The sequence below is a fragment of the Caproiciproducens galactitolivorans genome, assembly GCF_026672255.1.
In the GTDB taxonomy this organism is placed as follows: domain Bacteria; phylum Bacillota; class Clostridia; order Oscillospirales; family Acutalibacteraceae; genus Caproiciproducens; species Caproiciproducens galactitolivorans_A.
In genome coordinates this window covers 53152-76033 of record NZ_JAPOHA010000013.1, presented here as the reverse complement: position 1 = coordinate 76033, position 22882 = coordinate 53152, and the positions used below count along the sequence as shown (strand labels likewise).

Genomic DNA, 22882 nt, shown 5'->3' with positions numbered 1-22882 from the left:
AAAAGACAACGAAATACACGTTAGTGTATCGTATTTAGAGCTGACAAAACTCTGAATGTTTGATATAAACGCCGTGAGGCGATTATATACAATATTTTAGAGAGTTTGATCCTGGCTCAGGACGAACGCTGGCGGCGTGCCTAACACATGCAAGTCGAACGGAACTATTTTTGAGCTTGCTTAGAGATAGTTTAGTGGCGGACGGGTGAGTAACGCGTGAGTAACCTGCCTTTCAGAGGGGGATAACGTCTGGAAACGGACGCTAATACCGCATGACATTTCGGAGTCACATGGCTTTGAAATCAAAGGAGCAATCCGCTGAAAGATGGACTCGCGTCCGATTAGCTAGTTGGTGAGATAAAAGCCCACCAAGGCGACGATCGGTAGCCGGACTGAGAGGTTGAACGGCCACATTGGGACTGAGACACGGCCCAGACTCCTACGGGAGGCAGCAGTGGGGGATATTGCACAATGGAGGAAACTCTGATGCAGCAACGCCGCGTGAGGGAAGAAGGTTTTCGGATTGTAAACCTCTGTCCTTGGTGAAGAAAGAAATGACGGTAGCCAAGGAGGAAGCTCCGGCTAACTACGTGCCAGCAGCCGCGGTAATACGTAGGGAGCAAGCGTTGTCCGGATTTACTGGGTGTAAAGGGTGCGTAGGCGGCTCTGCAAGTCAGGCGTGAAAACCATGGGCTTAACCCATGGACTGCGTTTGAAACTGTGGGGCTTGAGTGAAGTAGAGGTAGGCGGAATTCCCGGTGTAGCGGTGAAATGCGTAGAGATCGGGAGGAACACCAGTGGCGAAGGCGGCTTACTGGGCTTTAACTGACGCTGAGGCACGAAAGCATGGGTAGCAAACAGGATTAGATACCCTGGTAGTCCATGCCGTAAACGATGATTACTAGGTGTGGGGGGTCTGACCCCTTCCGTGCCGGAGTTAACACAATAAGTAATCCACCTGGGGAGTACGGCCGCAAGGTTGAAACTCAAAGGAATTGACGGGGGCCCGCACAAGCAGTGGAGTATGTGGTTTAATTCGAAGCAACGCGAAGAACCTTACCAGGTCTTGACATCCAACTAACGAAGCAGAGATGCATCAGGTGCCCTTCGGGGAAAGTTGAGACAGGTGGTGCATGGTTGTCGTCAGCTCGTGTCGTGAGATGTTGGGTTAAGTCCCGCAACGAGCGCAACCCTTGTGATTAGTTGCTACGCAAGAGCACTCTAATCAGACTGCCGTTGACAAAACGGAGGAAGGTGGGGACGACGTCAAATCATCATGCCCTTTATGACCTGGGCTACACACGTACTACAATGGCTGTTAACAGAGGGAAGCAAGACCGCGAGGTGGAGCAAAACCCTAAAAACAGTCTCAGTTCGGATCGCAGGCTGCAACCCGCCTGCGTGAAGTTGGAATTGCTAGTAATCGCGGATCATNNNAGACCGCGAGGTGGAGCAAAACCCTAAAAACAGTCTCAGTTCGGATCGCAGGCTGCAACCCGCCTGCGTGAAGTTGGAATTGCTAGTAATCGCGGATCATCATGCCGCGGTGAATACGTTCCCGGGCCTTGTACACACCGCCCGTCACACCATGGGAGCCGGTAATACCCGAAGTCAGTAGCCCAACCGCAAGGAAGGCGCTGCCGAAGGTAGGATTGGCGACTGGGGTGAAGTCGTAACAAGGTAGCCGTATCGGAAGGTGCGGCTGGATCACCTCCTTTCTATGGAGACATGATCAGGCGAAACAAACTGGTCTAACATCCAAGGTCANGTATCGGAAGGTGCGGCTGGATCACCTCCTTTCTATGGAGACATGACCAGCTGAATAAGATGGTCTAACATCCAAGGTCAGTTACGGAAGAGATAATTCGAATCGTTGTTTAATTTTGAAGGCCCTAAGCTGAGCTTAGAGGCACGGCCCGCGGACAGCAGTCCGCAGAAAAGTGTCTTAGCGTCGCGGGACGGTAAAAACCGGCTCCCGGGAAGCGAAAGCGAAGCAAAAGAAGTCTTCAGAAAAGTGGAAACAAGGGTAGAACACCTGAGTGACGCTGCCTTTTATATGGGGGTTTAGCTCAGCTGGGAGAGCGCCTGCTTTGCAAGCAGGAGGTCAACGGTTNTAATTCGAATCGTTGTTTAATTTTGAAGGCCCCGGGCAGTGCCCTGAGAGAGGCGGGACGGAAAGTACCGGCTCCCTGTGGTGCTGTAAGGAAGTCTTCAGAAAGTGGAAACAAGGGTAGAACACCTGAGTGACGCTGCCTTTTATATGGGGGTTTAGCTCAGCTGGGAGAGCGCCTGCTTTGCAAGCAGGAGGTCAACGGTTCGATCCCGTTAATCTCCACCAGCGGACCGAGTCCGCAGTCAATTCACGGGTAAGACTGATGGAAACGTTGGTTTAGCGCACGCGGAAAGGACTGCAGAGGAAGTTTGCGAAAAAACGCGGGAGCGTGAATAGGAACGCGTGCTGGAAGTAAGAAATTACGGAAAGCTGCAGCGTGACGAAAACACACTGCGTGTGTGGCTATCTGGGCACAAGAATAACCGGATAGCCTCTAGCCAGATATATGGGCTTATAGCTCAGCCGGTTAGAGCGCACGCCTGATAAGCGTGAGGTCGGTGGTTCGAGTCCACTTAAGCCCACCACGGGTAGCACCCGAGGCAAAGGCCCGCCATTGAGAAATGGTGAGGAAAGAACCTTGGTGTGGCGGGACAGTATGAAAATACTCCCGAAGCCCTCAAAAATACATATAATATTTTGCNGGTTCGAGTCCACTTAAGCCCACCACGGGTAGCACCCGAGGCAAAGGCCCGCCGTGAGAACGGTGAGGAAAGAACCTTGGTGTGGCGGGACAGTATGTAAATACTCCCGAAACCCTCAAAAATACATATGATATTTCGAATTCATTTCGATGGATGAAAAGTGTTGTGTGTTAAGGTTGACAGAATGTAGAATCCGCGACAGAACAGGTTTTTAAATCTGTGAGTTGTCCCGCGACGAAACGGTCTGCGACCGTGTACATTGAAAACTGAATAAAGAAGAAGCAGATAAAGCGAGAAATAACTTGTTATTTTTAGATTAAATCTACAATTTTCAAAGAAGAACCAAGAAAAGAACACATGGTCAAGCTACAAAGAGCGCAAGGGGAATGCCTTGGCACTGGGAGCCGACGAAGGACGCGACTAACTGCGATAAGCTATGGGGAGCCGTAAGTGGGCATTGATCCATAGATTTCCGAATGGAGCAATCCGGCTGGAGTCATGTCCAGTCATCGTACACTGAATTCATAGGTGTGCGAGGGGAACCGCCTGAACTGAAACATCTAAGTAGGGCGAGGAAGAGACATCAATTGAGATTCCGCTAGTAGTGGCGAGCGAACGCGGAAGAGGCCAAACCGAGGGTAGCAATACCTTCGGGGTTCGGACAGCAATATATACGCTGAAATTTAGCAGAATGGCATGGGAAGGCCAACAAAACAGTGTGAAAGTCACGTATGCGAAAAAGGAAAGCGATTAGCTGTATCCAGAGTACCGCCGGACACGTGAAACCCGGTGGGAATATGGGGGGACCACCCTCCAAGCCTAAATACTACCCAGTGACCGATAGTGAAGAGTACTGTGAAGGAAAGGTGAAAAGGACCCCGGAAGGGGAGTGAAAAAGAACCTGAAACCTTGTGCTTACAAGCACCGAGAGCCCGTCAATGGGTGATCGGGTACCTTTTGTAGAATGGTCCGGCGAGTGAATGTAACTGGCAAGGTTAAGTCCTTAAGGGATGGAGCCGCAGGGAAACCAAGTCTGAATAGGGCGCATGAAGTCAGTTGTATTCGACCCGAAACCGGGTGACCTACCCATGTCCAGGTTGAAGTGGGGGTAAAACCCCATGGAGGACCGAACCGACTCCCGTTGAAATGGTAGCGGATGAGGTGTGGGTAGCGGAGAAATTCCAATCGAACCCGGAGATAGCTGGTTCTCTCCGAAATAGCTTTAGGGCTAGCCTCGTATTAGATTACCGGAGGTAAAGCACTGAATGGTCTAGGGGCCGAAAGGCTACTGAAACCTATCAAACTCAGAATGCCGGATAATTGATGTACGGGAGTCAGACAGCGTGAGATAAGTTTCGTTGTCAAAAGGGAAACAGCCCAGACCCACAGCTAAGGTCCCAAAATATGGTTAAGTGGAAAAGGATGTGGGGTTGCACAGACAACCAGGATGTTGGCTTAGAAGCAGCCACTCATTAAAAGAGTGCGTAATAGCTCACTGGTCGAGTGACCCTGCGCCGAAAATTTAACGGGGCTAAATCATATACCGAAGCTTGGGATGGTACTTTTAGTACTATGGTAGGAGAGCGTTGAATAAGGGAAGAAGTCAGAGCGGAAGCGCTGGTGGACTTTATTCAAGTGAGAATGCCGGAATGAGTAGCGCGAAATGTGTGAGAATCATATTGGCCGAAAGTCTAAGGTTTTTGGAGGAAGGTTCGTCCGCTCCAAGTAAGCCGGGAGCTAAGGTGAGGCTGAGAAGCGTAGCCGATGCACATACGGTGGAAATTCCGTAGCCGCCAAAAGATTTAAGTAAGAGGACACCTGAAAAGGGCATAACCCGGGCGATGGTAGACCCGGGCGTAAGGGACCGAAATTAGAGTAGGGAAGTATGCTTAGCTCAGGGCGAGAAAAGTCTTATGTATATCTTCGGCGCCCGTACCGCAAACCGACACAGGTAGACAGGAAGAGGATTCCAAGGCCAACGGGAGAAGGGTAGTTAAGGAACTCGGCAAATTGACCCCGTAACTTAGGGAAAAGGGGTGCCACAGCGATGTGGCCGCAGAGAATAGGCCCAGGCGACTGTTTAGCAAAAACACAGGTCTCTGCCAAATCGTAAGATGAAGTATAGGGGCTGACACCTGCCCGGTGCTGGAAGGTTAAGAGGAGAAGTGCAAGCTTTGAATTGAAGCCCCAGTAAACGGCGGCCGTAACTATAACGGTCCTAAGGTAGCGAAATTCCTTGTCGGGTAAGTTCCGACCCGCACGAATGGTGTAACGATCTGGGCACTGTCTCAATTACCCGCCCGGCGAAATTGTAGTACCGGTGAAGATGCCGGTTACCCGCGACAAGACGGAAAGACCCCATGGAGCTTTACTGCAGTTTAATATTGGGTTTCGGTAATTTATGTACAGGATAGGTGGGAGACTTGGAAACCGTGGCGCCAGCCGCGGCGGAGTCAATGTTGGGATACCACTCTTAAGTTGCTGAAATTCTAACCTGCGGCCGTGAATCCGGCCGGGGGACATTGTTAGACGGGCAGTTTGACTGGGGCGGTCGCCTCCAAAAGAGTAACGGAGGCGCTCAAAGGTCAGCTCAGCACGGACGGAAACCGTGCCTTTGAGTGTAAACGCGTAAGCTGGCCTAACTGCGAGGGTGACGGCCCGAGCAGTAACGAAAGTTGGAGTTAGTGATCCGGCGGTATGAGAGTGGAATTGCCGTCGCTCAACGGATAAAAGCTACCCTGGGGATAACAGGCTGATCTCCCCCAAGAGTCCACATCGACGGGGAGGTTTGGCACCTCGATGTCGGCTCATCACATCCTGGGGCTGTATTCGGTCCCAAGGGTTCGGCTGTTCGCCGATTAAAGTGGTACGCGAGCTGGGTTCAGAACGTCGTGAGACAGTTCGGTCCCTATCTGTCGTGGGCGCAGGATATTTGCGGAGAGCTGTCCTTAGTACGAGAGGACCGGGATGGACGCACCTCTGGCGCACCAGTTGTCATGCCAATGGCACAGCTGGGCAACTATGTGCGGATCGGATAAACGCTGAAAGCATCTAAGCGTGAAGCCGACTCCAAGATTAGATATCCCATAGCGTAAGCTAGTAAGGCCCCTTGAAGACTACAAGGTTGATAGGCTGCGTGTGTAAGCACGGTAACGTGTTCAGCTTGGCAGTACTAATAGGCCGAGGGCTTGACCATATTTTTCTTGGTCTCCCTCATTTCTCATTCCTGCTTCATTTCCTTTATTCAGTTTTCAGTGTACAAAAGAAAAACCTGCCCAATCGGACAGGTTTTTTTGTTTATGGATTTAGCGCAAAAACCATCCGTTCTGGCGATGCGAAGGAAGGCTTATAGCCTGTTTCGTACTTTCGCGGCAAAGCGAAGGAACAGACAATCGATTGCTTCCCGCCCAATATACCAAGTTTATAAAAATTGGTCTGTTCACGGGACTGTAGGGTAGCAATGTGTTTTGAGACGTGCGCCGGTGCCCTTCTAGGGCTTATGCATATCGTGTGTTTAACACGTGGTTTTGATCATAGTGCAAAAACACCCAAGCGGCAGATGGGGATTCAAAAAAGCTTTAGCGGTGAGTGAGAACATGAGAATTCAGCATACCCCGGAACTCTTCCCTTTTTCATTTCAGAGCAAATAGACGGTTTTGATGAAATGGGCGGGGTGGGTGTGAGAAGCGTCGCTGTAAGTGTTAAAATGCTCTAAGTGCCTTACACAGCCGGTAAAACAGAGCTTTGCCCGCAGAGGAAACTTCCGGCTTTACAAGGAGTATAATTTGCAGTTTCAGCGAAAAAATTTTCATGATGGTTAATATAAATGAATATACGGCCATACTAAATGAGTTTTGCAAAGGCAGATACTTATTACTGAATTCAGAAACAATTGACATTTTTCCCCTTTCTCTATATATTGTAATAGTTAATCAATTTTAATGAGGAGAAACCGGTATGACAAGTTTATTATTTCAACATTTTTACACAACAGGCATGGGTTCTATGATTGTTTCCGGGGCCGGCATCGTTTTTTTGCTTTCCATCATCGGGCTGGTTGCGATAGCAGAAAGAGTTTTAATCGGCCTTGCCGCCTATAACGACGCCTGCGCAAAAGGGAACCCCGACGCGGTCATGTGGGGGCTTTTGATTGGGTTTTTTGGCTTGATTCCGGGCATTATCTACCTTTGCATCCGCAATTCGGGAAGGCAATATACGATGTGCAGCAACTGCGGCCTTCGCCATTTCGCAATGGACTCCAACTGCCCGCGGTGCGGCGCGCCGAATGTGCCGCCTTATGCAAACCCGTATGCCCTCCGGCAGGCACATCGCGCGAAGGTGCTCTTGATTGTTGCAGCTTTCCTGATTGCATTTGTTGTTATTGCGGGAATTATCTGTGCTGTTAGCCTTATTGCCAGCATTGCTTCCGTTGCAGGCGGCACCTTTTATTAAATAATAAATAAAAAACTAAAGATTTCAAAAAAACTCTTGCATTTTGTCGGCATTCGTGGTATTATAATCAAGTCGTCACGAGAGAGACAATAGTTGGTGCTGATGATGATGAGGGTCCACCCGTTCCCATCCCGAACACGGAAGTTAAGCTCATCGATGCCGAAGATACTTGGCTGGCAACGGCCCGGAACAATAGGAAAGTGCCAACATCTTAAAGCAGTCACCCAATAGGGTGGCTGTTTTTTTGCTTTTGAGGCTTTTCGGATTCGGTTTTGTGAGGATAAAGCGTTGGAATTTTGCAGATGGTTTTTCTCAAAAAACCTCATTGTTGTCCCTAATCGCTCCGTTCTCCTTTTGCACAATTGTCGGCCGATAGGGACCGGACTTATCAGTGCGAAAAAAACGGGGTGGCGGGCGGGAAAGTATACGGAAGGGCGGGCCGCAGCCTTGTATGGCAGGAATACTCCTGATGCTGACGTAAGATGGCTTCGCACGGCAGGATTTTTGAAAGTATGCTTTATAAGCCGCGCGGATACTTGCAATTTCAAAATGTTCATGTTACTATATTTAGTAATTTAAAGCATAAAGTAAATAAAGTGATTGAAGGAAGGATTCCTGTAACAGGGAAATGGGATAGATGGCATGATTATCGTAATGAAAAAGAACTCCACGCAGCAGGATGTGGAGAAAATCGTTGAGGTTCTGAAGGAGCACGGCTTAGGCGCGAACCTTTCCACCGGATCGCAGGCGACGATCGTCGGGGTTTTGGGCGACAAGACAAAGCTGGGCGATTTTGATTTTGAGTTGATGGAAGGCGTTGAAAAATGCGTTCCGATTATGCATCCCTATAAGCTCGCCAGCCATGAAATGTGCCCGGACGGGCGCGTGGTAGAGGTCGGCGATCTGAAAATCGGGGAGAAAAAACTGATTATGATGGCCGGCCCCTGCGCGGTGGAAAACGAGGAGCAGATCATGAAAGCGGCGCTGGGCGTAAAAGCCGGGGGCGCGCAGTTCCTTCGCGGCGGCGCATACAAGCCGCGGACTTCCCCCTATTCGTTCCAGGGACTGGAAGAGGAAGGCCTTAAAATGATGCGCAGAGCCGCCGATGCCAACGGCTTGAAGGTAATCAGCGAGGTGGTGGCGCACGACCAGATCGACACCGCCGGAAAATACTGCGATATGCTTCAGATCGGCGCGCGCAACATGCAGAACTTCCGCCTCCTGCGGGAAGTTGGGCGCTCAAAAATCCCGGTGCTTCTGAAACGGGGGATTTCCTCCACTATTGAGGAATGGCTCGACGCGGCGGAATACATTATGAGCGAGGGCAACTACAATGTCGTGCTCTGCGAGCGCGGAATCCGCACCTTTGAAACCGCTACGCGCAATACGCTGGATGTTTCCGCGGTTCCGGTCGTGAAAGAGCGGAGCAGCCTGCCGATTATCATCGACCCCTCCCATGCGGCGGGGAAGTCGAAATACATTACCGCCCTTTCGCTTGCGGGGATTGCCGCGGGCGCGGACGGACTGATCATCGAAGTGCATCCGAACCCGAAGGCCGCAATGAGCGACGCGGCGCAGCAGCTTACCCCGGAAGCCTATGCACAGCTAATGAAAAAGGTTGGCGCGCTGGCGCAGGTCGTCGGCCGCGAAATATAAATAGAAAGGCGGCTGTTTTTTTTGCAGCCGCCTTTTATGGTTTCATTCGTGTTTTTCTTTCCTATGTATTTGCAGGATATTCTGTTCGGGGTCCTGTGAAAGAAAAGCTTCCTCCGATTCCGATTGAATCGCTTCCAGTTCCCGGATAACGTCGGTTATCCTATTAAATAATGTAAAATACATTTCCTTATATCCTTTCATACTTTGCACCTCCAATTGTATTTTAACCTGAAACAGGTTAAAATACAATACTCTAAAATAGATTAACTTAAACTTATTTTAGAGGTGATGGGGTATGTATGTTAAAATTCGGGAATTAAGAGAAGATCGGGATTTATCCCAGAAGGAGTTCGCGCAAATCATAGGGATGTCACAAACCGGATATTCAAAATATGAAACAGGGGAAAACGACATTCCCACAGGAATCCTGATTGCAATCGCAAAATATTACGGTACCAGTGTGGACTATCTTTTGGGGCTTACGGATGTAAAAGAACCGTATCCTGCAAAACGGCAAGTGTAATACTGTTTGTATATATTATAGAATCAGTCGGAGCGGAAAGATGATTGATACCAGAATTCGAAGTTTACGGGAAAATAGGGATTGGACACAGCAGCGAGTCGCAGACATGCTTTTTATCAATAAAAGAACGTATTCGGCCTATGAAAACGGAGTCAACGCGATGTCTCCGGAAATCCTTGTTCGCTTAGCGCAAATCTATGGTACCAGCGTGGATTACCTTCTAGGGCTTACAGATAGAAAAGAATCGTATCCTGCAAAGCGGCAAGTATAATACTGTTTGTATTTTCTTGGATCGCCCGAAGGAGAAAGAATTATTTTATAGAATCAGTCGGAGTGAAAAGATAGGGAAAAAGCTGCACCCGGTGAAGAAATAAGAAATACACAGCTATACTAGAGGTATAATAGCGACAAAATATGACAACATGACAAAATCTTCGCGGGGCGGCGACGTAGACGTACCAAAAGGAATAGAAGGAAAAACGATATACAAATGGGATAATATCATATACTTTATCCAAATAGTTGTGTAATCATTCGACAATATCTATACAATTGGGAATAACTTCGACTGAATTAACGCTTTGTTAATTGCCGGAGTGAGTACAGCACAGGCCGCAACCTTGAGGCAATCGAAGAGGACAAACGGGAAAACGGTTGCCGAAAGCGATTTGAACCAGCCGACATTCCCGGTAACCGCGAAAAACAGCGAGCCGAAAAGGTAGCAGATGAGAAGCGCGGCCAGCATTGCGGGAACGCAGGCGGTGGTGTTTTTCTTTTTGATTCGTTCCAGTATTTTCGCTGTTGCGTACGCCATAATAGGATAAGCAACCAGAAAGCCGCCGGTCGGGCCGAAAACGACGCCCGGGCCGCCTTTCCATCCGGCGAACACGGGCAGGCCGACAATCCCCAGAAAAAGGTAGGCGAGCTGGGAGTAGACGGCGAGCCGCTTCGGAAGAATCGCCCCCGCTAGAAAAACCGGGAGCAGAGACAGGGAAAGCGGTACCGGCGTGAACGAGAGGGGCAGAATGAGCTGCGCGAAAACAATGGTCAGTGTGGTGAAAAGCGCGGTGACCGTCAGTTGTTTGGTTTTCATCAGGAAGATTCTCCTTCGGTTTTTTACTTTTAGTATAGCAGGGGAATCTGAATTGTCAACCTAATTATTTATATATGGTTGACAATGAAAATGAAAAAGTGAAATGGCGAGCCAGAGACAGCGCGATACAGGCCAAAAACGCGTGAAATCAAGAGATATCCGCAGGCAAATTAAAATAATCGTGATTTGCTATTGACACAGCCGCCGGAATATGGTACGATCATACATGCAAATCCGTTGCGCCTGTTTGCGGCGCACTTTTTTTTGAAAGGCTGCCCTGCCAAAAGGGCAGGGTTTTGTATAAGATTCCAACAAAATTCAGGAGGTATAGCCATGTCCACCTATATGCCAAAAGCCGGCGAAGTTGAGCGTAAATGGTACGTTCTCGACGCAGCAGGCAAGCCGCTGGGCCGCGTAGCCGAACAGGCCGCCGTGCTGCTCCGCGGAAAACACAAAGTCACCTTTGCTCCGCACGTTGACTGCGGCGATCATGTGATCATCATCAACTGCAAAGATGCGCTTCTCACCGGCAAAAAGCTGGAGAAGAAATTTTATTATCATCACACAGGGTATATCGGCCATTTAAAAGCGGTCCGTTACGACACCCTTATGGCTGAAAAGCCGTGCAAAGCGATGGAGCTTGCCGTGAAAGGCATGATCCCCGACAATACCATCGGCCGCGCGGCCATGGGCAGACTTCGCTTGTTCGAGGGCGCAGAGCATAAGCATGCAGCCCAAAAACCGCAGGTCTGGGATCGATAAGGGAGGAGGACTAGAGAATGTACGAGAAAGCACCTTATTTTTATGGAACCGGAAGAAGAAAAAGCTCCGTTGCCCGCGTAAGAGTTTATCAGGGTACCGGCAAGGTTACCATTAACGACAGAGATATCGACGATTACTTCGGACTGGATACCTTAAAGCTCATCGTCCGTCAGCCGTTGGTTCTGACCGCTACGAACGAGAAATTTGATGTTGTCTGCCGCGTTGCAGGCGGCGGCGTTACCGGCCAGGCCGGTGCAATCCGCCACGGTATTGCAAGAGCGCTGCTCCAGTATGATTCCGAGAATTTACGTTCTCCTTTGAAGAAGGCCGGGTTCCTGACCCGCGACCCGAGAATGAAGGAGCGCAAAAAGTACGGTCTCAAAGCTGCCCGTCGCGCACCGCAGTTCTCCAAGAGATAATTTATCGAGTAAAAAACCCTGTAACCTCAATGGTTACAGGGTTTTCTTGTTGTATATGCGAAACCACCATATCCCTTTAGGGGTTGCGGGGAACAGGTTGCGCCTTTGGCGCTGCGGAAGTACCACCGACTTGTCGGTGGGTCTCTGTTCAGTCTGCTACTTTTTGAAATCCTGAAGAAGCTTTACGATTTGGGTCCGCCGCTGTATGCCAAGCTTTTGATAGATGTTATGTACGTGAACCTTGACCGTGTTCGGGGAAATATAGCTCTTTTTGCTGATGAGTAAGTTATCGTCGCCATCGAGGAGCATAAGCAATATCTCCGCCTCCCGGCGCGTGAGATTATAGTGACTGACGAAAAGAGCCATCTTTTCCTCGTCGGACAGTGCCCTTTCAGGCGGGCGCCGCATTTCTTTAAACAGATAGTAGATTGCGAGAATGGTGCACAGAGCGCCGAGAAGCTCGGAGCTAAGATTGCGCGAAAGGGTGCTCATCCCGCCGGGCAGTACCGCCGCAAACCATGTGATATAGCAACCAAGATAAAAAACCGACCACGCTGCCAGCAGCCAGAACACGATTTTCGGGTTCATTGATTTCATCTCGCGGGCTTTCTGCCTGTAGAGCGCGAAAGCTTTGATAACGATCAGAACGACCGCGAGGAAAGCCGTCGCCATGTAAGCAAAATCTCCCCACGGCATGTCGGCAAAGCCGGTAAGGACGATGAGTGCAGCGGCCACGACCCAGGTGACAGTGTTTTTGTTTTTTTCCGGCTTCGAACCGAACAGGTAAAGAATAATCATCCTGTATGAAAGCATCAGAGCGATTTTGACGATATGATTGACATAGGGATAGATCAAATCGAACTTGGCAAACAGCGGAATAATCTCCGGAACGAACTCCATAAGCGCGAAGAGGAGATTATCAAAAAAATACAGTAGAAAAAGGACAGCCGTCCATAATTCGCCGCGGTTCTTTGACACAAAAAACAACCGATAAAAACCAAATGCACAGACGCCGTATATAAACATTAGAAATATATTATAAAAAAATAGGAAATACTGCATAATTTACACCCTTTTACCTCAACAATGTAACAATCACTTAGTGATTTACTATAACATTTCCTGTACAAAAGCGCAAGTGTTCGTTACATATGGCATAAAACATCCGGTTTAGATAAAATAATCATCCGTTTATGCGAAAATAAGCCGTTTGATTTATTGAAAAATCAGGGGCGGTTCTTATACTGGAGAGGGAACGGCGGATAATGTGTCTGCCGGAAATATGTTTGAAGAAAGGGAGAAATATGAAGAAAAACAGAATATTCGCAAAACTGTTGATGCTGACGCTTGCTACGACAATGTTTGCAGGCTGCGGAGCACCCAAGACGGCAACTTCGCCTTCAGCCGAAGCAGCAACCGGAGCAGACCTCGTGCTCAAAAACGGCGTAGTTCAGACCATGGTCAACGAAAACGACACAGCACAAGCTGTCGCTGTCAAAGGCGGCAAGATCATCTACGTCGGAGACAACGCGGGCGCTCAGAAGTTTGTCGGCGATAAAACGGAGGTCATTGACCTTGCCGGACAGATGGTAACCCCCGGCTTTATGGACGGTCATCTCCACGGACCCGGCGCATGGCTCACGAAGCTGTATGAAATCAGCCTCTCGGACAGCAAAACCAACGAAGAGTATCTCGATGTTGTTAAAAAATTCGTAAAAGCTCATCCCGAACTCGAAGTCTACACGGGCGGAAGATTCTCGCTCAACATCTATCAGAAGGCAGACGGCTCCAACCCCGGCCCCGGCAAAGCCGACCTCGACGCTATCTGCTCCGACAAACCTGTTTATATATGGGATACATCGCATCACTCCATCTGGTGCAACTCCAAGGCACTTGAGATGGCCGGAATCACGAAGAACACGCCCAATCCTCAGGGCGGCCTGATCACAAGAGATACCAGCGGTGAGGTGACAGGTTACCTGACAGATACCGCAGCGGATCTTGTTAGTGCCAAGATGCCTGCTGTTCAGTATTCCGAGGAGCAGCAGATCGGCGCTATGGAGAAATTTCAGGAACAGTGTGCTTCCTATGGTATTACCGGTTTCACCGATATAGGGGAAAGGGTCAGCTACGACGTCATCAAAAAGATGGATGCCGAAGGCAAGCTGACACTTCGCACAAGACTTGTTCCTATTGCCGATCCGGGCGAGAAGCCCGAGAATATGATCAAGAAGGTTAACAACCTCAAGGCGACAGACACCGGTCTTGTAAAGGCAGGAACCGTTAAGCTGTTCTATGACGGCGTAACCGAAGGCGGTACAGCAGTTTTCCTCGAGCCCTACACGAAAGCTGCCGGAAAAGGCGATCACTGGATGGGCGAACCAATTTGGCAAAATGCAGAATATGAAAACATGATCACCGCTCTTGACGCCGCCGGTATTCAGGTACACGTCCACGCGATCGGCGACGGCGCTGTCAACGAGACCCTTACCGCCTATGAGAAGGCACAGGCTGCTAACGGCGAGCACGATTCCCGCCACACGATCACCCATGTCTGCGAAATCAAAAACGCCGATATCCAAAGGATGGCTAAGCTGAAGGTCGTGGCCGCACTCCAGTTCCTCTGGATGTATGGTGATGATTTCTATAAGCTCGAATCCGCATATGTCGGCAAGGATCGTGCTCTATCCTTCTACCCGACCAAGAACATGCTTGACGCAGGCATTGTACTTGCCGGCGCAAGCGACGGCGCTGTTTCCCCTTTCAAGGTTCTTGACGAAATCGAAGTCGGTGTAACACGCAACAGCCCATATCCCGGAGAGGAAGATACAGATATGCACCGCTGGCCGGAGCAGAGTTTGACCGCTTATCAAATGCTCAAAGCCTACACCACGAATATTGCATATGAAAACTTCGAGGAAAAGGAAATTGGCACAGTTGAAGTCGGCAAGCGTGCTGACCTTGTTGTCCTCGGCCGGAACATTCTCAAATGTAATCCTAAGCAGATCTCTGATACACCGATCGTGTACACTATCTCTGACGGCCGTATCGTATATAAAAACGCAGAATCCAAATAAACAGCTCTCCAAGAGATAATTTTTTACAATTAAAAAAGGCTCGCACCGGTTACGGTGCGGGCCTTTTTTGACAGCTATTATTTACAATCCGTATAATATATGTTTCTGAAATTCGATTTGCTAGGGGAAAATCAAGAAAAATATTATACTTATCGTATATAAAAAGAATATTCAAAATGTATGATCGTTAATGCACCACTTTCATGAAAAGGAATGCAAAAACAAAATAAAGAGCGGCTGCAATTAAGGTCACTCCAAGCGCGGCAAGAATTTTTAAAGGCATACTTAGGCTGCCTCTTACAATTTTAAAGTTGCAGCAGGCGCCGATTCCGCCTATTAACCCCCCGATCGCTCCTCCGATGAAAACGAGAAAAACAGGCAGACAGCCCATGATGTACTCATACCATTTTAAAGGCGCGGTAATCGGTATGGTTGCTCCGTCCAGAGAAACGGTTAACCCGTCGTCGAAGAATGGCGACGGCGTAATGCCAAGAACTTTTTCGGTACCGTCCGGTACGGGTATTATAAATTTGGGGGCTCTGCGGCTGCTGTGCGCCGCCTGCGCACAGGCTTTTCCGTTTGCCCAAACCGATTTTTTGCCCGACCAATAAGATTTTTCCACGTCAATTGCGGTATCGGGCAATTGAGGGAGGGAAAAGTGATACTTCATAAATACACACCCTATCAAATATTTTGTTCCAAGTCAGAACTATAATATTATATCGGAATAACTGCGCAGATTATTATGCTTTTTAGAAAATAAATTTTCCTTTCTTTAAAAATTATAAGGATTTTTGAAGGCGATTTACCTTGTAAATTCAAAACAGGCGTCCGTTTCTCCATGGGAGTACGAACCAATTCTATACTATTATATAATGATTGAGGAAATGATATATATATGGAAAGACTTTTCATGCAATAAAATTTATGTGACCGGCAAAAGGCAGGCCATAAAAAAACATTAGGAAAAGGGGGAGCGTTTTTCGGTATAAAAGAGTGTGTAATTTCTTCACCGTTTGCAGAACAGACGGGAATCAAAAACCCTTTTGGAAACCTCCTGAAAACGGGGTTTCTTTTTCATTATATATGGTATTTTTTTCGGTTTTCTGCGCGCGCTTTTCAGTGCCCCTTTTCTATACTATATATAGTATGTCCGCAGGGCGGTTTCTGCGGGAAAAATCCCGCCTTGTCGGAATAAAAAGCGGAATCCCTCTGAAAAAATATTTTCAAAGGGAAAAAAGGCAGAGTTTTCCTGAATTGCGGATGAAACAAAGTTCGACAGGACTCAGCAAAAAGTAAATTTTGGAAGAAGATGCAGGCCCAGAGCCAAAAATTGAAGATACTCTCTTTTTTGCCGCGTCAAAAAAAGAAAAGTACTGTCCAAAAATAAAGAATAAACAACGCTGTAATATTTGTAACAACTTTGTAACAATCATTTTCTTACATTTTGCACAGAAAAGCCATTTCGAAGAACCGTAGGAAATCTGAAAATAATGTCAATTCAGCAATTACAGAAGAAAATCCAGATTTTATCGTCATATATAGTTGTGCAATGTGCACAAACGAGAGCGCTATAACAATTTGACAACTATGCATTCGGTGGATATAATTACGCCATTGACGCATATCCTGAAAAAAGAGGCCGCGTCAATGTGGTGGGTAAAGCCCATATTTACTGTGCAAAAGCAAAGAAAAGGGTGACTTGATGCGAAGTTTCATACGAAATAGAGCAGGTTTTAAAAGCACAATAAAGAGAGTGGCTGCGCTTGCAATTATGATTACGATTACGGTCGGTTCGGTCGTCACGGTGGCGGCTGCAACCCGAAACGCTGTGATCGATTATAACGGTGAAAAGAAAAGCGTTCAGCTTTTCAGTGATGAAACCGATGAAATCCTTTCCGCGGCAAAAATTCCGGTGAGCGAGAAGGATTTGGTTGTACGCAGTTCTCAAAATGCTCCGGACGGTTCGATTCAACTCCTTGTCCGCAGCGCGTATTCCGTAAATGTTGAAAACGGCGGCAAAATAAAAGCCGTCACGTTGCACTACGGCGACACAGTGGCCGAAGCGCTTGCACAAGCAGGCGTTGCGCCCGGGAAAAACGATGCGGTTTCTCCCGCGGCGGACACACAGATTACCGGCGCAACCGATATCAAGGTGATCAAAAAATACTGTGTCAGCATCGCGGCGGACGGGAAAACCACCCCGGCGGTTGTCAGCGAAGGCACCGTAGCGCAGGCGCTGGACGAAGCCGGTGTGAAAGTCGGCAATGACGACGTCGTCAGCGTGAAGCAGGATACCGCCGTGGGCGAAGGCATGAAAATCGCCGTCGCAAGGGTGGAGTATCAGCAGGTAACCTCCCAGAAGGAAATTCCTTTTCAGAACCGGACGGAAAAAAGCGCCGGCCTTTACAAAGGCCAGAAACAGATCCGTACACCCGGAAAATCCGGCGTAAAATCGGTTGTTCTGAAGCAGAAGCTTGTCGACGGCAAGCTTGCCGGCAGCGAAGAGATTTCGAGCACGGTAATCGCGCAGCCGGTGGAGCAGGTAACCGTTGTCGGTACGAAGAAAAAAGCCGGCGCGGTTGAAAACGGCGACGGCACCTTTACCGACCGGAACGGAAAAACAGTCAGCTACCGCAAATGCGTTTCCGGAAGATGCACCGGATACACGGGCGGCGGCTGGACTTCTACCGGCAAACCCGCGGCGTTCGGACTGGTGGCGGTAAATCCGCATATCATTCCTTACGGAAGCAGGCTGTATATCACTTCGGCCGACGGCAGAACGGTTTACGGCTACGCGATTGCGGCGGATACCGGCGGCGGCGTTATGAAGGGAGTCATTGTTGCCGACCTGTATTTCAATACGGTTGGCCAGTGCCGGAATTTCGGCGTCCGCAACATGAATATCTATGTTCTGTAACAGAAGCGGGGGCAACCCCGCTTTTTTCTCATTGGCCCCGGTTAGGCCGGGGTGCTCCAAAAGCTTTCGCTCCTGTCTTTCTTTCGCACAAGAGATTGCTTACGATTTTTCTTCTGCTTTCTGTGTGGGAGAAAGGAGCGGACACGCTGGGGGATAATGATTTAAAAATGGGAAGCGAGGCGGTCTTATGCGTTATCTGTATGCCGCCATGTGGTTTGCGGCAGGACTGATCTTAATTTTCCGCATGGGGCGGGAAAACCGTATTTTTTATTTTGCGGGGGCGTTTTTTCTTTTCCTCGGCGGATGGTGGCTCGCCTTTGCGGCGGGAGCGGCCAATCTGTTTGCCGGGGTGTGGGGCTGGGTCTTCCGGGTGATCACGGCGGCGGCGCTCGCGCTGTTCTGTTTTGCTTACTATAAGGAAGTGAAGAGAAAAAAAGCGGAAGCGCCGGACGAAGAGGACCCCGGCGAAGACGAATAAGCGGAAAAGCTTCGTGTTTGCGGGGCTTTTTTTACTGCCAAAAAGCGGATTGCAGCATACAATAGTGTGCGGGGCAAATATATTTAAACCGCTTTATTATAGATTGTCTGCCGGGACTGGTTCCCGGCAGGCGCTATAAAGTTTGCGGGAACCGGTTCCGAAAAGTTGAAATCAGCGCGAAATTAAGGTAGAATAAAACAAAGGTTAAATGGAGGGATAAAAATGTTGATTGCACCTTCCGTGCTCTCTTCGGATTTTTCACAGCTTGGCAATGAGGTAAAAAGAATGGATGTCTGCGGCGCAGACTGGATTCATCTCGATATAATGGACGGGCATTTTGTACCGAATCTTACGTTCGGCGCGCCCGTTGTGAAGTCCGTGCGTAAATTTACGGACAAGCCCTTTGACGTTCACTTGATGATTGACGAGCCGCTCCGGTATACGCCGGATTTCCTAAAGGCCGGCGCAGATATTATTTCGTTCCATCTGGAATCAGATTCCGACCCGCGCGAAACGATCGCCGCCATCAAGGCGGGCGGGGCGAAACCCGCGATTGCCGTGAAACCGAAAACGCCGGTGGAAAAGGTCTTCCCGTATCTCGACGATCTTTACATGGTTCTGGTGATGACGGTGGAGCCGGGCTTCGGCGGGCAGAGCTTTATGGCCGATATGATGGACAAGGTCCGCGCGCTGAAAGCGAAGAAGCCGGAGCTGCTGGTGCAGGTGGACGGCGGAATCAACCCGGAAACCGCGAAAACGGCGGCGCAGGCCGGCGTGGATATCTGTGTTGCCGGAACAAGCGTATTTAAGGCGGAAGACGCACGCGAAGCGATCAATACCTTAAAAGCGGCGGACGAACGGAAATAACCGCATTTGTGTATGGTTGATAATGTTCGGAATCAATGAAATGGGGATGACGGTGTGATACTGCGGCACGGCATAAAACTGGATCAGCAAAAGACGGCTTCCCTTCGGCATAAAATCAAGGACCTTCCGGCTCCGGAGGAAACGGAACCCCCGAAGCGGCTTCCGCCGCGCAAGGGGGAGCTGAACGCCGCCGCGATTATCGCAGCGGCACAGGGCGCCGGAATTGTGGATGAGTTCGACGGCGTGCCCCTTTTTCAAAAGCTGAAGAGGCTGCGCCGGCTGAAACCGAATATGATTGTCGCGTGCTGTTTTGACGAAGACCCCTGTACAACCAGCGCGATGGCCACGCTGCGCGAAAATACAAACGCCATTATTTCCGGGCTGGTGCTCGCCGCGCAGGCTTGCGGCGCAAAAGAAAACAAAATCGCCGTCGCCACCCGGCGCGAAGCGAAAATAATCCATAAAATCAATTCGCAGGCGGATCTGATTTTTGCCGGTGAACGGTATCCGGCGCGCCTGCTTCTGAAAAAGAAGCTGTTTTCAAGCGGGAAGAACGCCGCCTATATCGGCGCGCAGGCCTGCGCCGCCCTGCTTGCCGCCGTTGACGACGGTGATCTGCAAACCTCCGCGGTGGTAACGGTGGCGGGCGACGGCGTGGAACACTGGCGCAACGTACGGGCGCGAATCGGAACGCCGCTCAAAGATCTTCTGGAATTCTGCGGGGTCAGTGAAAAAACCACGCTGGTCGTCACCGGCTCCTCCATCACCGGCAAGGCGGTAACGGATTTGAACGAACCGGTGTCCGCGGCAACGCGCTGTGTGATCGCGCTGAAAAAAGCCCCGAAATACAGGGAATACCCCTGCATCGGGTGCCAGCGGTGCGCGCACGCCTGCCCGCGCGGGATTGTGCCCTGGAAAGTGCATCAGGAATTATTAAGCGCGGAGCCAGACCCGCTCCGGCTGACGAATGTGCAGAAATGCATCCGCTGTTCCGCGTGTTCCGTGGCGTGCCCTTCGGGGATTGATTTGACCGGCGCCGTCCAAAAAGCGGCACACTTAAAGAAAAGCGGTGACTTCCTTGACATTACTTAACGCGAAAGCCCCGTATCTGAAAAAAGAAGCCTCCGTTTCCTCCATGATGCGGGACACGCTGATTGCGCTGGCCTTTCTTCTGATTCTGCCGGTCGTCCGCTACGGGGTGCGCCCGCTTGTTATGGCGGGAATGACCCTGCTGGTCTGCGCGCTGTGCGAAATCGCGTGGAGCTTGCTTCAGTCAAGGAGTATCAATGCATCCGACTGTTCCTCCATGGTAACGGGATTGGTTATTGTCCTGCTGATGCCGCTGAACGCGCCGATGTGGCTTCCCTGCGCCGCCGCCGCGTTCGCGATTCTGGTTGCGAAAAAGCCGTTCGGCTCCACCGGGCATACGCCCTTTAACCCCGCGGCGGCGGGCGTGGCTTTTGCAACGCTCCTGTGGCCGCAGCAGATGTTCGCCTATTTCAACCCTTCGGCGCACGAAGCGCTTCCCGCGTTTGCCGACTGCAATGTCGGAACCGTCCCTTCCCCGGCGGCCGTTCTGAAAAACGGGCTGAAGCCGGATATCCTTCCCATGGATATGCTGTGGGGCGTGTTCGCCGGCCCCGTCGGAACGACGGGGATTCTGGTTGTGTGCGCCTGCGGCCTGTATCTTTTTTTAAAACGAACCGCGAATTGGGAAATAACGGCCTGCTGTCTTTTGGGAGCCGCGCTGATGGCGGCGCTCTGGCCGCGGATTGCCTGTATTCCGTTGACTTCCGTAAAATATGAGCTGATGTCGGGTTCCCTTTTGTTCTGCGCCGTTTTTATGCTGACCGATCCGGTTACTTCGCCCCGCACGTGGCTTGGGCGGGTGATTTACGGATTTTTTGCCGGTGTGCTGATCATGCTGTTCCGCCGGTACGGCGCGTATGAGCAGGGAGCTGCTTTCGCGATTCTGATTGCAAACGCGGCCGTACCGCATATTAACAGTCTGGTCTGCGGCGACCGGAGATGGGGGGAAGAGCTGTATGAGGAATAAGGGTGTTCTTCTTCGGGAAACGGGCACGATTTTTTTAAACGGCGTATTTTATAAAAATCCCGTTCTGGTCGGGGCGCTTGGGATGTTTCCGGTGGTGTTCGCCGGGGATGACCTGAAAAACGCCGCCGAGCTTTCCCTTTTGTATTTTTTTCTTTCGGTTCCCCTGTCGTTCTTTTTCTGCCTTGTGGGCGAAATGGTTCCCGCGTGGATACGCCCGGGGCTGGTGCTGGCTTCCTCCGCGATTTTCTACCTTCCCGCCGCATGGCTTACCGACAAGATCGAGCCGGGCTCCATCGCTTCGCTCGGCATGGCGGCCAGCCTGATGATCTGCAACTCCATGATGATTTCCCGCGCGAACGAATACGCGCCCACGCATATCGGATTGGCCGTGGCCGCCGACGCGCTGGGCTGTTCCGCCGGATTCATGCTTGTTATTACGCTGACCGTGTTGATTCGCAGCTTTTGGAAGACCTGCACCGACCCGGCGGGAACCGTCAGCGTTTCCCTGCCGTTTTTCGGGTTCCTGATTTTAGGCTTTCTTGCCGCGCTTGTTCAGGGAATCAATGAGAAGCGCAGCCAAAAGGCCGGAAAGAAGAAGGTGACGCGCGGATGACGACGTTTGCGCAGATGATGATCACGGCCCTGCTTGCCGTTACAACGGAAAATATTCTGTTTGCCGGCGGCGTTGGGTTCAGCCATGTGCTCCGCGCGGCGCGCAGGCCCAAAACACTGGGCGTGTATTCCCTGTTTGTCGCGCTCTTTTCCCTGTTTTCCGCCGTTGGCGGATCGTGGATCAGCGCGAAATTGGCGGGCAGTGTGTTCCGCCCGGTTCTGTTTCCCTCCGCCGCGGCCTTTTGTGCCGCGCTGGCTTACATTCTGGTGGCATTGCTTTTGAAATTCCTGCCTTTCCCGTTTTACAAACAGTACGGGCAGGTGCTGGCGCCGGCGGCAATCAACACAGTGGTGCTTTCCATGCCGTTTGCGGTGAACCGCTTTTCGTTAAGTCCTGCTTCCGCCGTCGGTTATGCGCTCGGGACGGGAATCGCGTTCTATTTGGCCGCGGGGTTTTTTGCCCGCGCGATGCCGGAGCTGAAAAACGACGCGATGCCGAAGGCCTTCCGGGGGCTTCCCGCAACGCTGCTCTATATCGGAATCCTTTCCATGGCCTTTGCGGGGCTGGTCGGCACCAAGCTCTTTTAAGGACACAAAGTGTCCTTTTAGCCGTTTCCCCCGCGCCGCGAGCGGCGCTCCTCCAACGGAAGGGCTTAAGCCGAAACAACATGAAAGTTTTGTTCAAACTTTTTCAAAAGTTTGCGGGGTTTGGGGCGGAGCCCCATCGTTCCCCTGCCTTTTAAAAGCGCAGGAAGGGAGCAGAAATAGTCCGGTGGATTGTTTCTGCGTGGGGAACCCTCGCCGGGGGTTCCCCGAAGGGTTGGAACTACACCTTGTCTGCTTTGAAAAAATCGAACCTATCCCTTTTGCCCTCCATATCGAATTACGGAAATGATTTAGTCTGCCCTCAGGCCGGGCGGGCCCCTACTTTCGGAATCGTCCGAAAGTAGGCAAAGGACGAGCAGGGGGCTTTTAAATCCCGGCGGGAGGGTTCCATAAAAGCCCCCTGCACCCCGAAGGTATCCCCAAAAGGTCTTTGGGGGACACGCATTCTATGTGGTTTTCATTGACGTTCCTCTGAGGTCGCTTAGAGAGAAAAGGTACCTCATTATAAACGTGTGTGCAGGCTTTACCTGCCCTGTCAAGAGGGTTCCATAAAAGCCCCCTGCACCCCGGAGGTATCCCCAAAAGGTCTTTGGGGGACACGCATGCT

18 protein-coding genes, 2 tRNA genes and 3 rRNA genes are annotated in these 22882 nt (G+C 50.5%); 19 read left to right on the top strand and 4 right to left on the bottom strand.

Annotated elements, in window-relative coordinates; all coding sequences use genetic code 11:
- Positions 1 to 93: 93 nt before the first annotated feature.
- From OUY18_RS12125 to aroF, 7 genes are all read left to right on the top strand, one after another.
- Positions 94 to 1718 (top strand): 16S ribosomal RNA (locus OUY18_RS12125).
- A gap of 544 nt (positions 1719 to 2262) precedes the next feature.
- Positions 2263 to 2338 (top strand) — tRNA-Ala (locus OUY18_RS12120).
- Positions 2339 to 2560: 222 nt separating this feature from the next.
- Positions 2561 to 2637 (top strand) — tRNA-Ile (locus OUY18_RS12115).
- A gap of 476 nt (positions 2638 to 3113) precedes the next feature.
- Positions 3114 to 5950, top strand: a 23S ribosomal RNA gene (locus OUY18_RS12110).
- Positions 5951 to 6711: 761 nt separating this feature from the next.
- Complete coding sequence (locus OUY18_RS12105) at positions 6712 to 7206, top strand: hypothetical protein (protein WP_268059054.1); 495 nt, start codon at positions 6712 to 6714, stop codon at positions 7204 to 7206.
- Positions 7207 to 7298: 92 nt separating this feature from the next.
- A 5S ribosomal RNA gene (gene rrf / locus OUY18_RS12100) occupies positions 7299 to 7415 on the top strand.
- Together the 16S, 23S and 5S rRNA genes with 2 tRNA genes alongside form the textbook arrangement of a ribosomal RNA operon.
- A 433-nt stretch (positions 7416 to 7848) precedes the next feature.
- The gene (gene aroF, locus OUY18_RS12095; RefSeq protein ID WP_268059053.1) at positions 7849 to 8862 is read left to right on the top strand and encodes a 3-deoxy-7-phosphoheptulonate synthase; all 1014 of its coding nucleotides are present in this window, start codon (positions 7849 to 7851) and stop codon (positions 8860 to 8862) included.
- A 42-nt stretch (positions 8863 to 8904) separates the two neighbouring features.
- On the opposite strand, the gene OUY18_RS12090 is transcribed toward aroF, so the two are convergent.
- Complete coding sequence (locus OUY18_RS12090) at positions 8905 to 9063, bottom strand: hypothetical protein (protein WP_268059052.1); 159 nt, start codon at positions 9061 to 9063, stop codon at positions 8905 to 8907.
- Positions 9064 to 9157: 94 nt separating this feature from the next.
- Here OUY18_RS12090 and OUY18_RS12085 point away from each other — a divergent pair, with 94 nt between their 5' ends.
- Positions 9158 to 9385: a helix-turn-helix domain-containing protein gene (locus OUY18_RS12085; RefSeq protein WP_268059051.1), complete on the top strand. Its 228-nt coding sequence runs from the start codon at positions 9158 to 9160 to the stop codon at positions 9383 to 9385.
- 40 nt (positions 9386 to 9425) lie between these two features.
- Complete coding sequence (locus OUY18_RS12080) at positions 9426 to 9656, top strand: helix-turn-helix domain-containing protein (RefSeq protein WP_268059050.1); 231 nt, start codon at positions 9426 to 9428, stop codon at positions 9654 to 9656.
- 273 nt (positions 9657 to 9929) lie between these two features.
- Here OUY18_RS12080 and OUY18_RS12075 read toward each other — a convergent pair whose 3' ends face one another.
- The gene (locus OUY18_RS12075) at positions 9930 to 10478 is read right to left on the bottom strand and encodes a biotin transporter BioY (protein WP_268059049.1); all 549 of its coding nucleotides are present in this window, start codon (positions 10476 to 10478) and stop codon (positions 9930 to 9932) included.
- 333 nt (positions 10479 to 10811) lie between these two features.
- Between OUY18_RS12075 and rplM the strand changes: the two genes are divergently transcribed.
- Complete coding sequence (gene rplM, locus OUY18_RS12070; RefSeq protein ID WP_268059048.1) at positions 10812 to 11240, top strand: 50S ribosomal protein L13; 429 nt, start codon at positions 10812 to 10814, stop codon at positions 11238 to 11240.
- Between the two features lie 17 nt (positions 11241 to 11257).
- Positions 11258 to 11659 carry a 30S ribosomal protein S9 gene (rpsI, locus tag OUY18_RS12065; RefSeq protein ID WP_268059047.1) on the top strand — a complete coding sequence of 134 codons (402 nt, stop codon included), beginning with the start codon at positions 11258 to 11260 and terminating at the stop codon, positions 11657 to 11659.
- 156 nt (positions 11660 to 11815) lie between these two features.
- Here rpsI and OUY18_RS12060 read toward each other — a convergent pair whose 3' ends face one another.
- On the bottom strand, positions 11816 to 12637 hold the full coding sequence (locus OUY18_RS12060) for a helix-turn-helix domain-containing protein (protein ID WP_268059046.1): 822 nt from the start codon (positions 12635 to 12637) through the stop codon (positions 11816 to 11818).
- A 326-nt stretch (positions 12638 to 12963) separates the two neighbouring features.
- On the opposite strand from OUY18_RS12060, the gene OUY18_RS12055 reads away from it, so the two are divergent.
- Complete coding sequence (locus tag OUY18_RS12055) at positions 12964 to 14736, top strand: amidohydrolase (protein ID WP_268059045.1); 1773 nt, start codon at positions 12964 to 12966, stop codon at positions 14734 to 14736.
- A gap of 187 nt (positions 14737 to 14923) precedes the next feature.
- Here OUY18_RS12055 and OUY18_RS12050 read toward each other — a convergent pair whose 3' ends face one another.
- Positions 14924 to 15406, bottom strand: coding sequence for a hypothetical protein (locus OUY18_RS12050; RefSeq protein WP_268059044.1), 483 nt, complete (start codon positions 15404 to 15406; stop codon positions 14924 to 14926).
- A gap of 1104 nt (positions 15407 to 16510) precedes the next feature.
- Here OUY18_RS12050 and OUY18_RS12045 point away from each other — a divergent pair.
- The 7 genes from OUY18_RS12045 to OUY18_RS12015 all read left to right on the top strand — a co-directional run bounded on the left by OUY18_RS12045 (position 16511) and on the right by OUY18_RS12015 (position 22257).
- Positions 16511 to 17656, top strand: a complete 1146-nt coding sequence (locus OUY18_RS12045) for a 3D domain-containing protein (protein ID WP_268059043.1) — start codon at positions 16511 to 16513, stop codon at positions 17654 to 17656.
- Between the two features lie 187 nt (positions 17657 to 17843).
- Positions 17844 to 18134 (top strand): hypothetical protein, encoded by a 291-nt coding sequence (locus tag OUY18_RS12040; protein ID WP_268059042.1) that lies wholly within the window; start codon positions 17844 to 17846, stop codon positions 18132 to 18134.
- A gap of 222 nt (positions 18135 to 18356) precedes the next feature.
- The gene (gene rpe, locus OUY18_RS12035) at positions 18357 to 19001 is read left to right on the top strand and encodes a ribulose-phosphate 3-epimerase (RefSeq protein ID WP_268059041.1); all 645 of its coding nucleotides are present in this window, start codon (positions 18357 to 18359) and stop codon (positions 18999 to 19001) included.
- 54 nt (positions 19002 to 19055) lie between these two features.
- Positions 19056 to 20093 carry a 4Fe-4S dicluster domain-containing protein gene (locus OUY18_RS12030; protein WP_268059040.1) on the top strand — a complete coding sequence of 346 codons (1038 nt, stop codon included), beginning with the start codon at positions 19056 to 19058 and terminating at the stop codon, positions 20091 to 20093.
- Positions 20080 to 21057: an RnfABCDGE type electron transport complex subunit D gene (locus OUY18_RS12025; protein WP_268059039.1), complete on the top strand. Its 978-nt coding sequence runs from the start codon at positions 20080 to 20082 to the stop codon at positions 21055 to 21057. The genes OUY18_RS12030 and OUY18_RS12025 overlap by 14 nt, the downstream gene beginning before the upstream one ends.
- Positions 21047 to 21670 (top strand): Rnf-Nqr domain containing protein, encoded by a 624-nt coding sequence (locus OUY18_RS12020; RefSeq protein WP_268059038.1) that lies wholly within the window; start codon positions 21047 to 21049, stop codon positions 21668 to 21670. Before OUY18_RS12025 ends, OUY18_RS12020 begins: the two co-directional genes overlap by 11 nt.
- Entirely contained in the window at positions 21667 to 22257 is a 591-nt protein-coding gene (locus OUY18_RS12015; RefSeq protein ID WP_268059037.1) for an Rnf-Nqr domain containing protein, read from the top strand. Before OUY18_RS12020 ends, OUY18_RS12015 begins: the two co-directional genes overlap by 4 nt.
- Positions 22258 to 22882 lie beyond the last annotated feature (625 nt).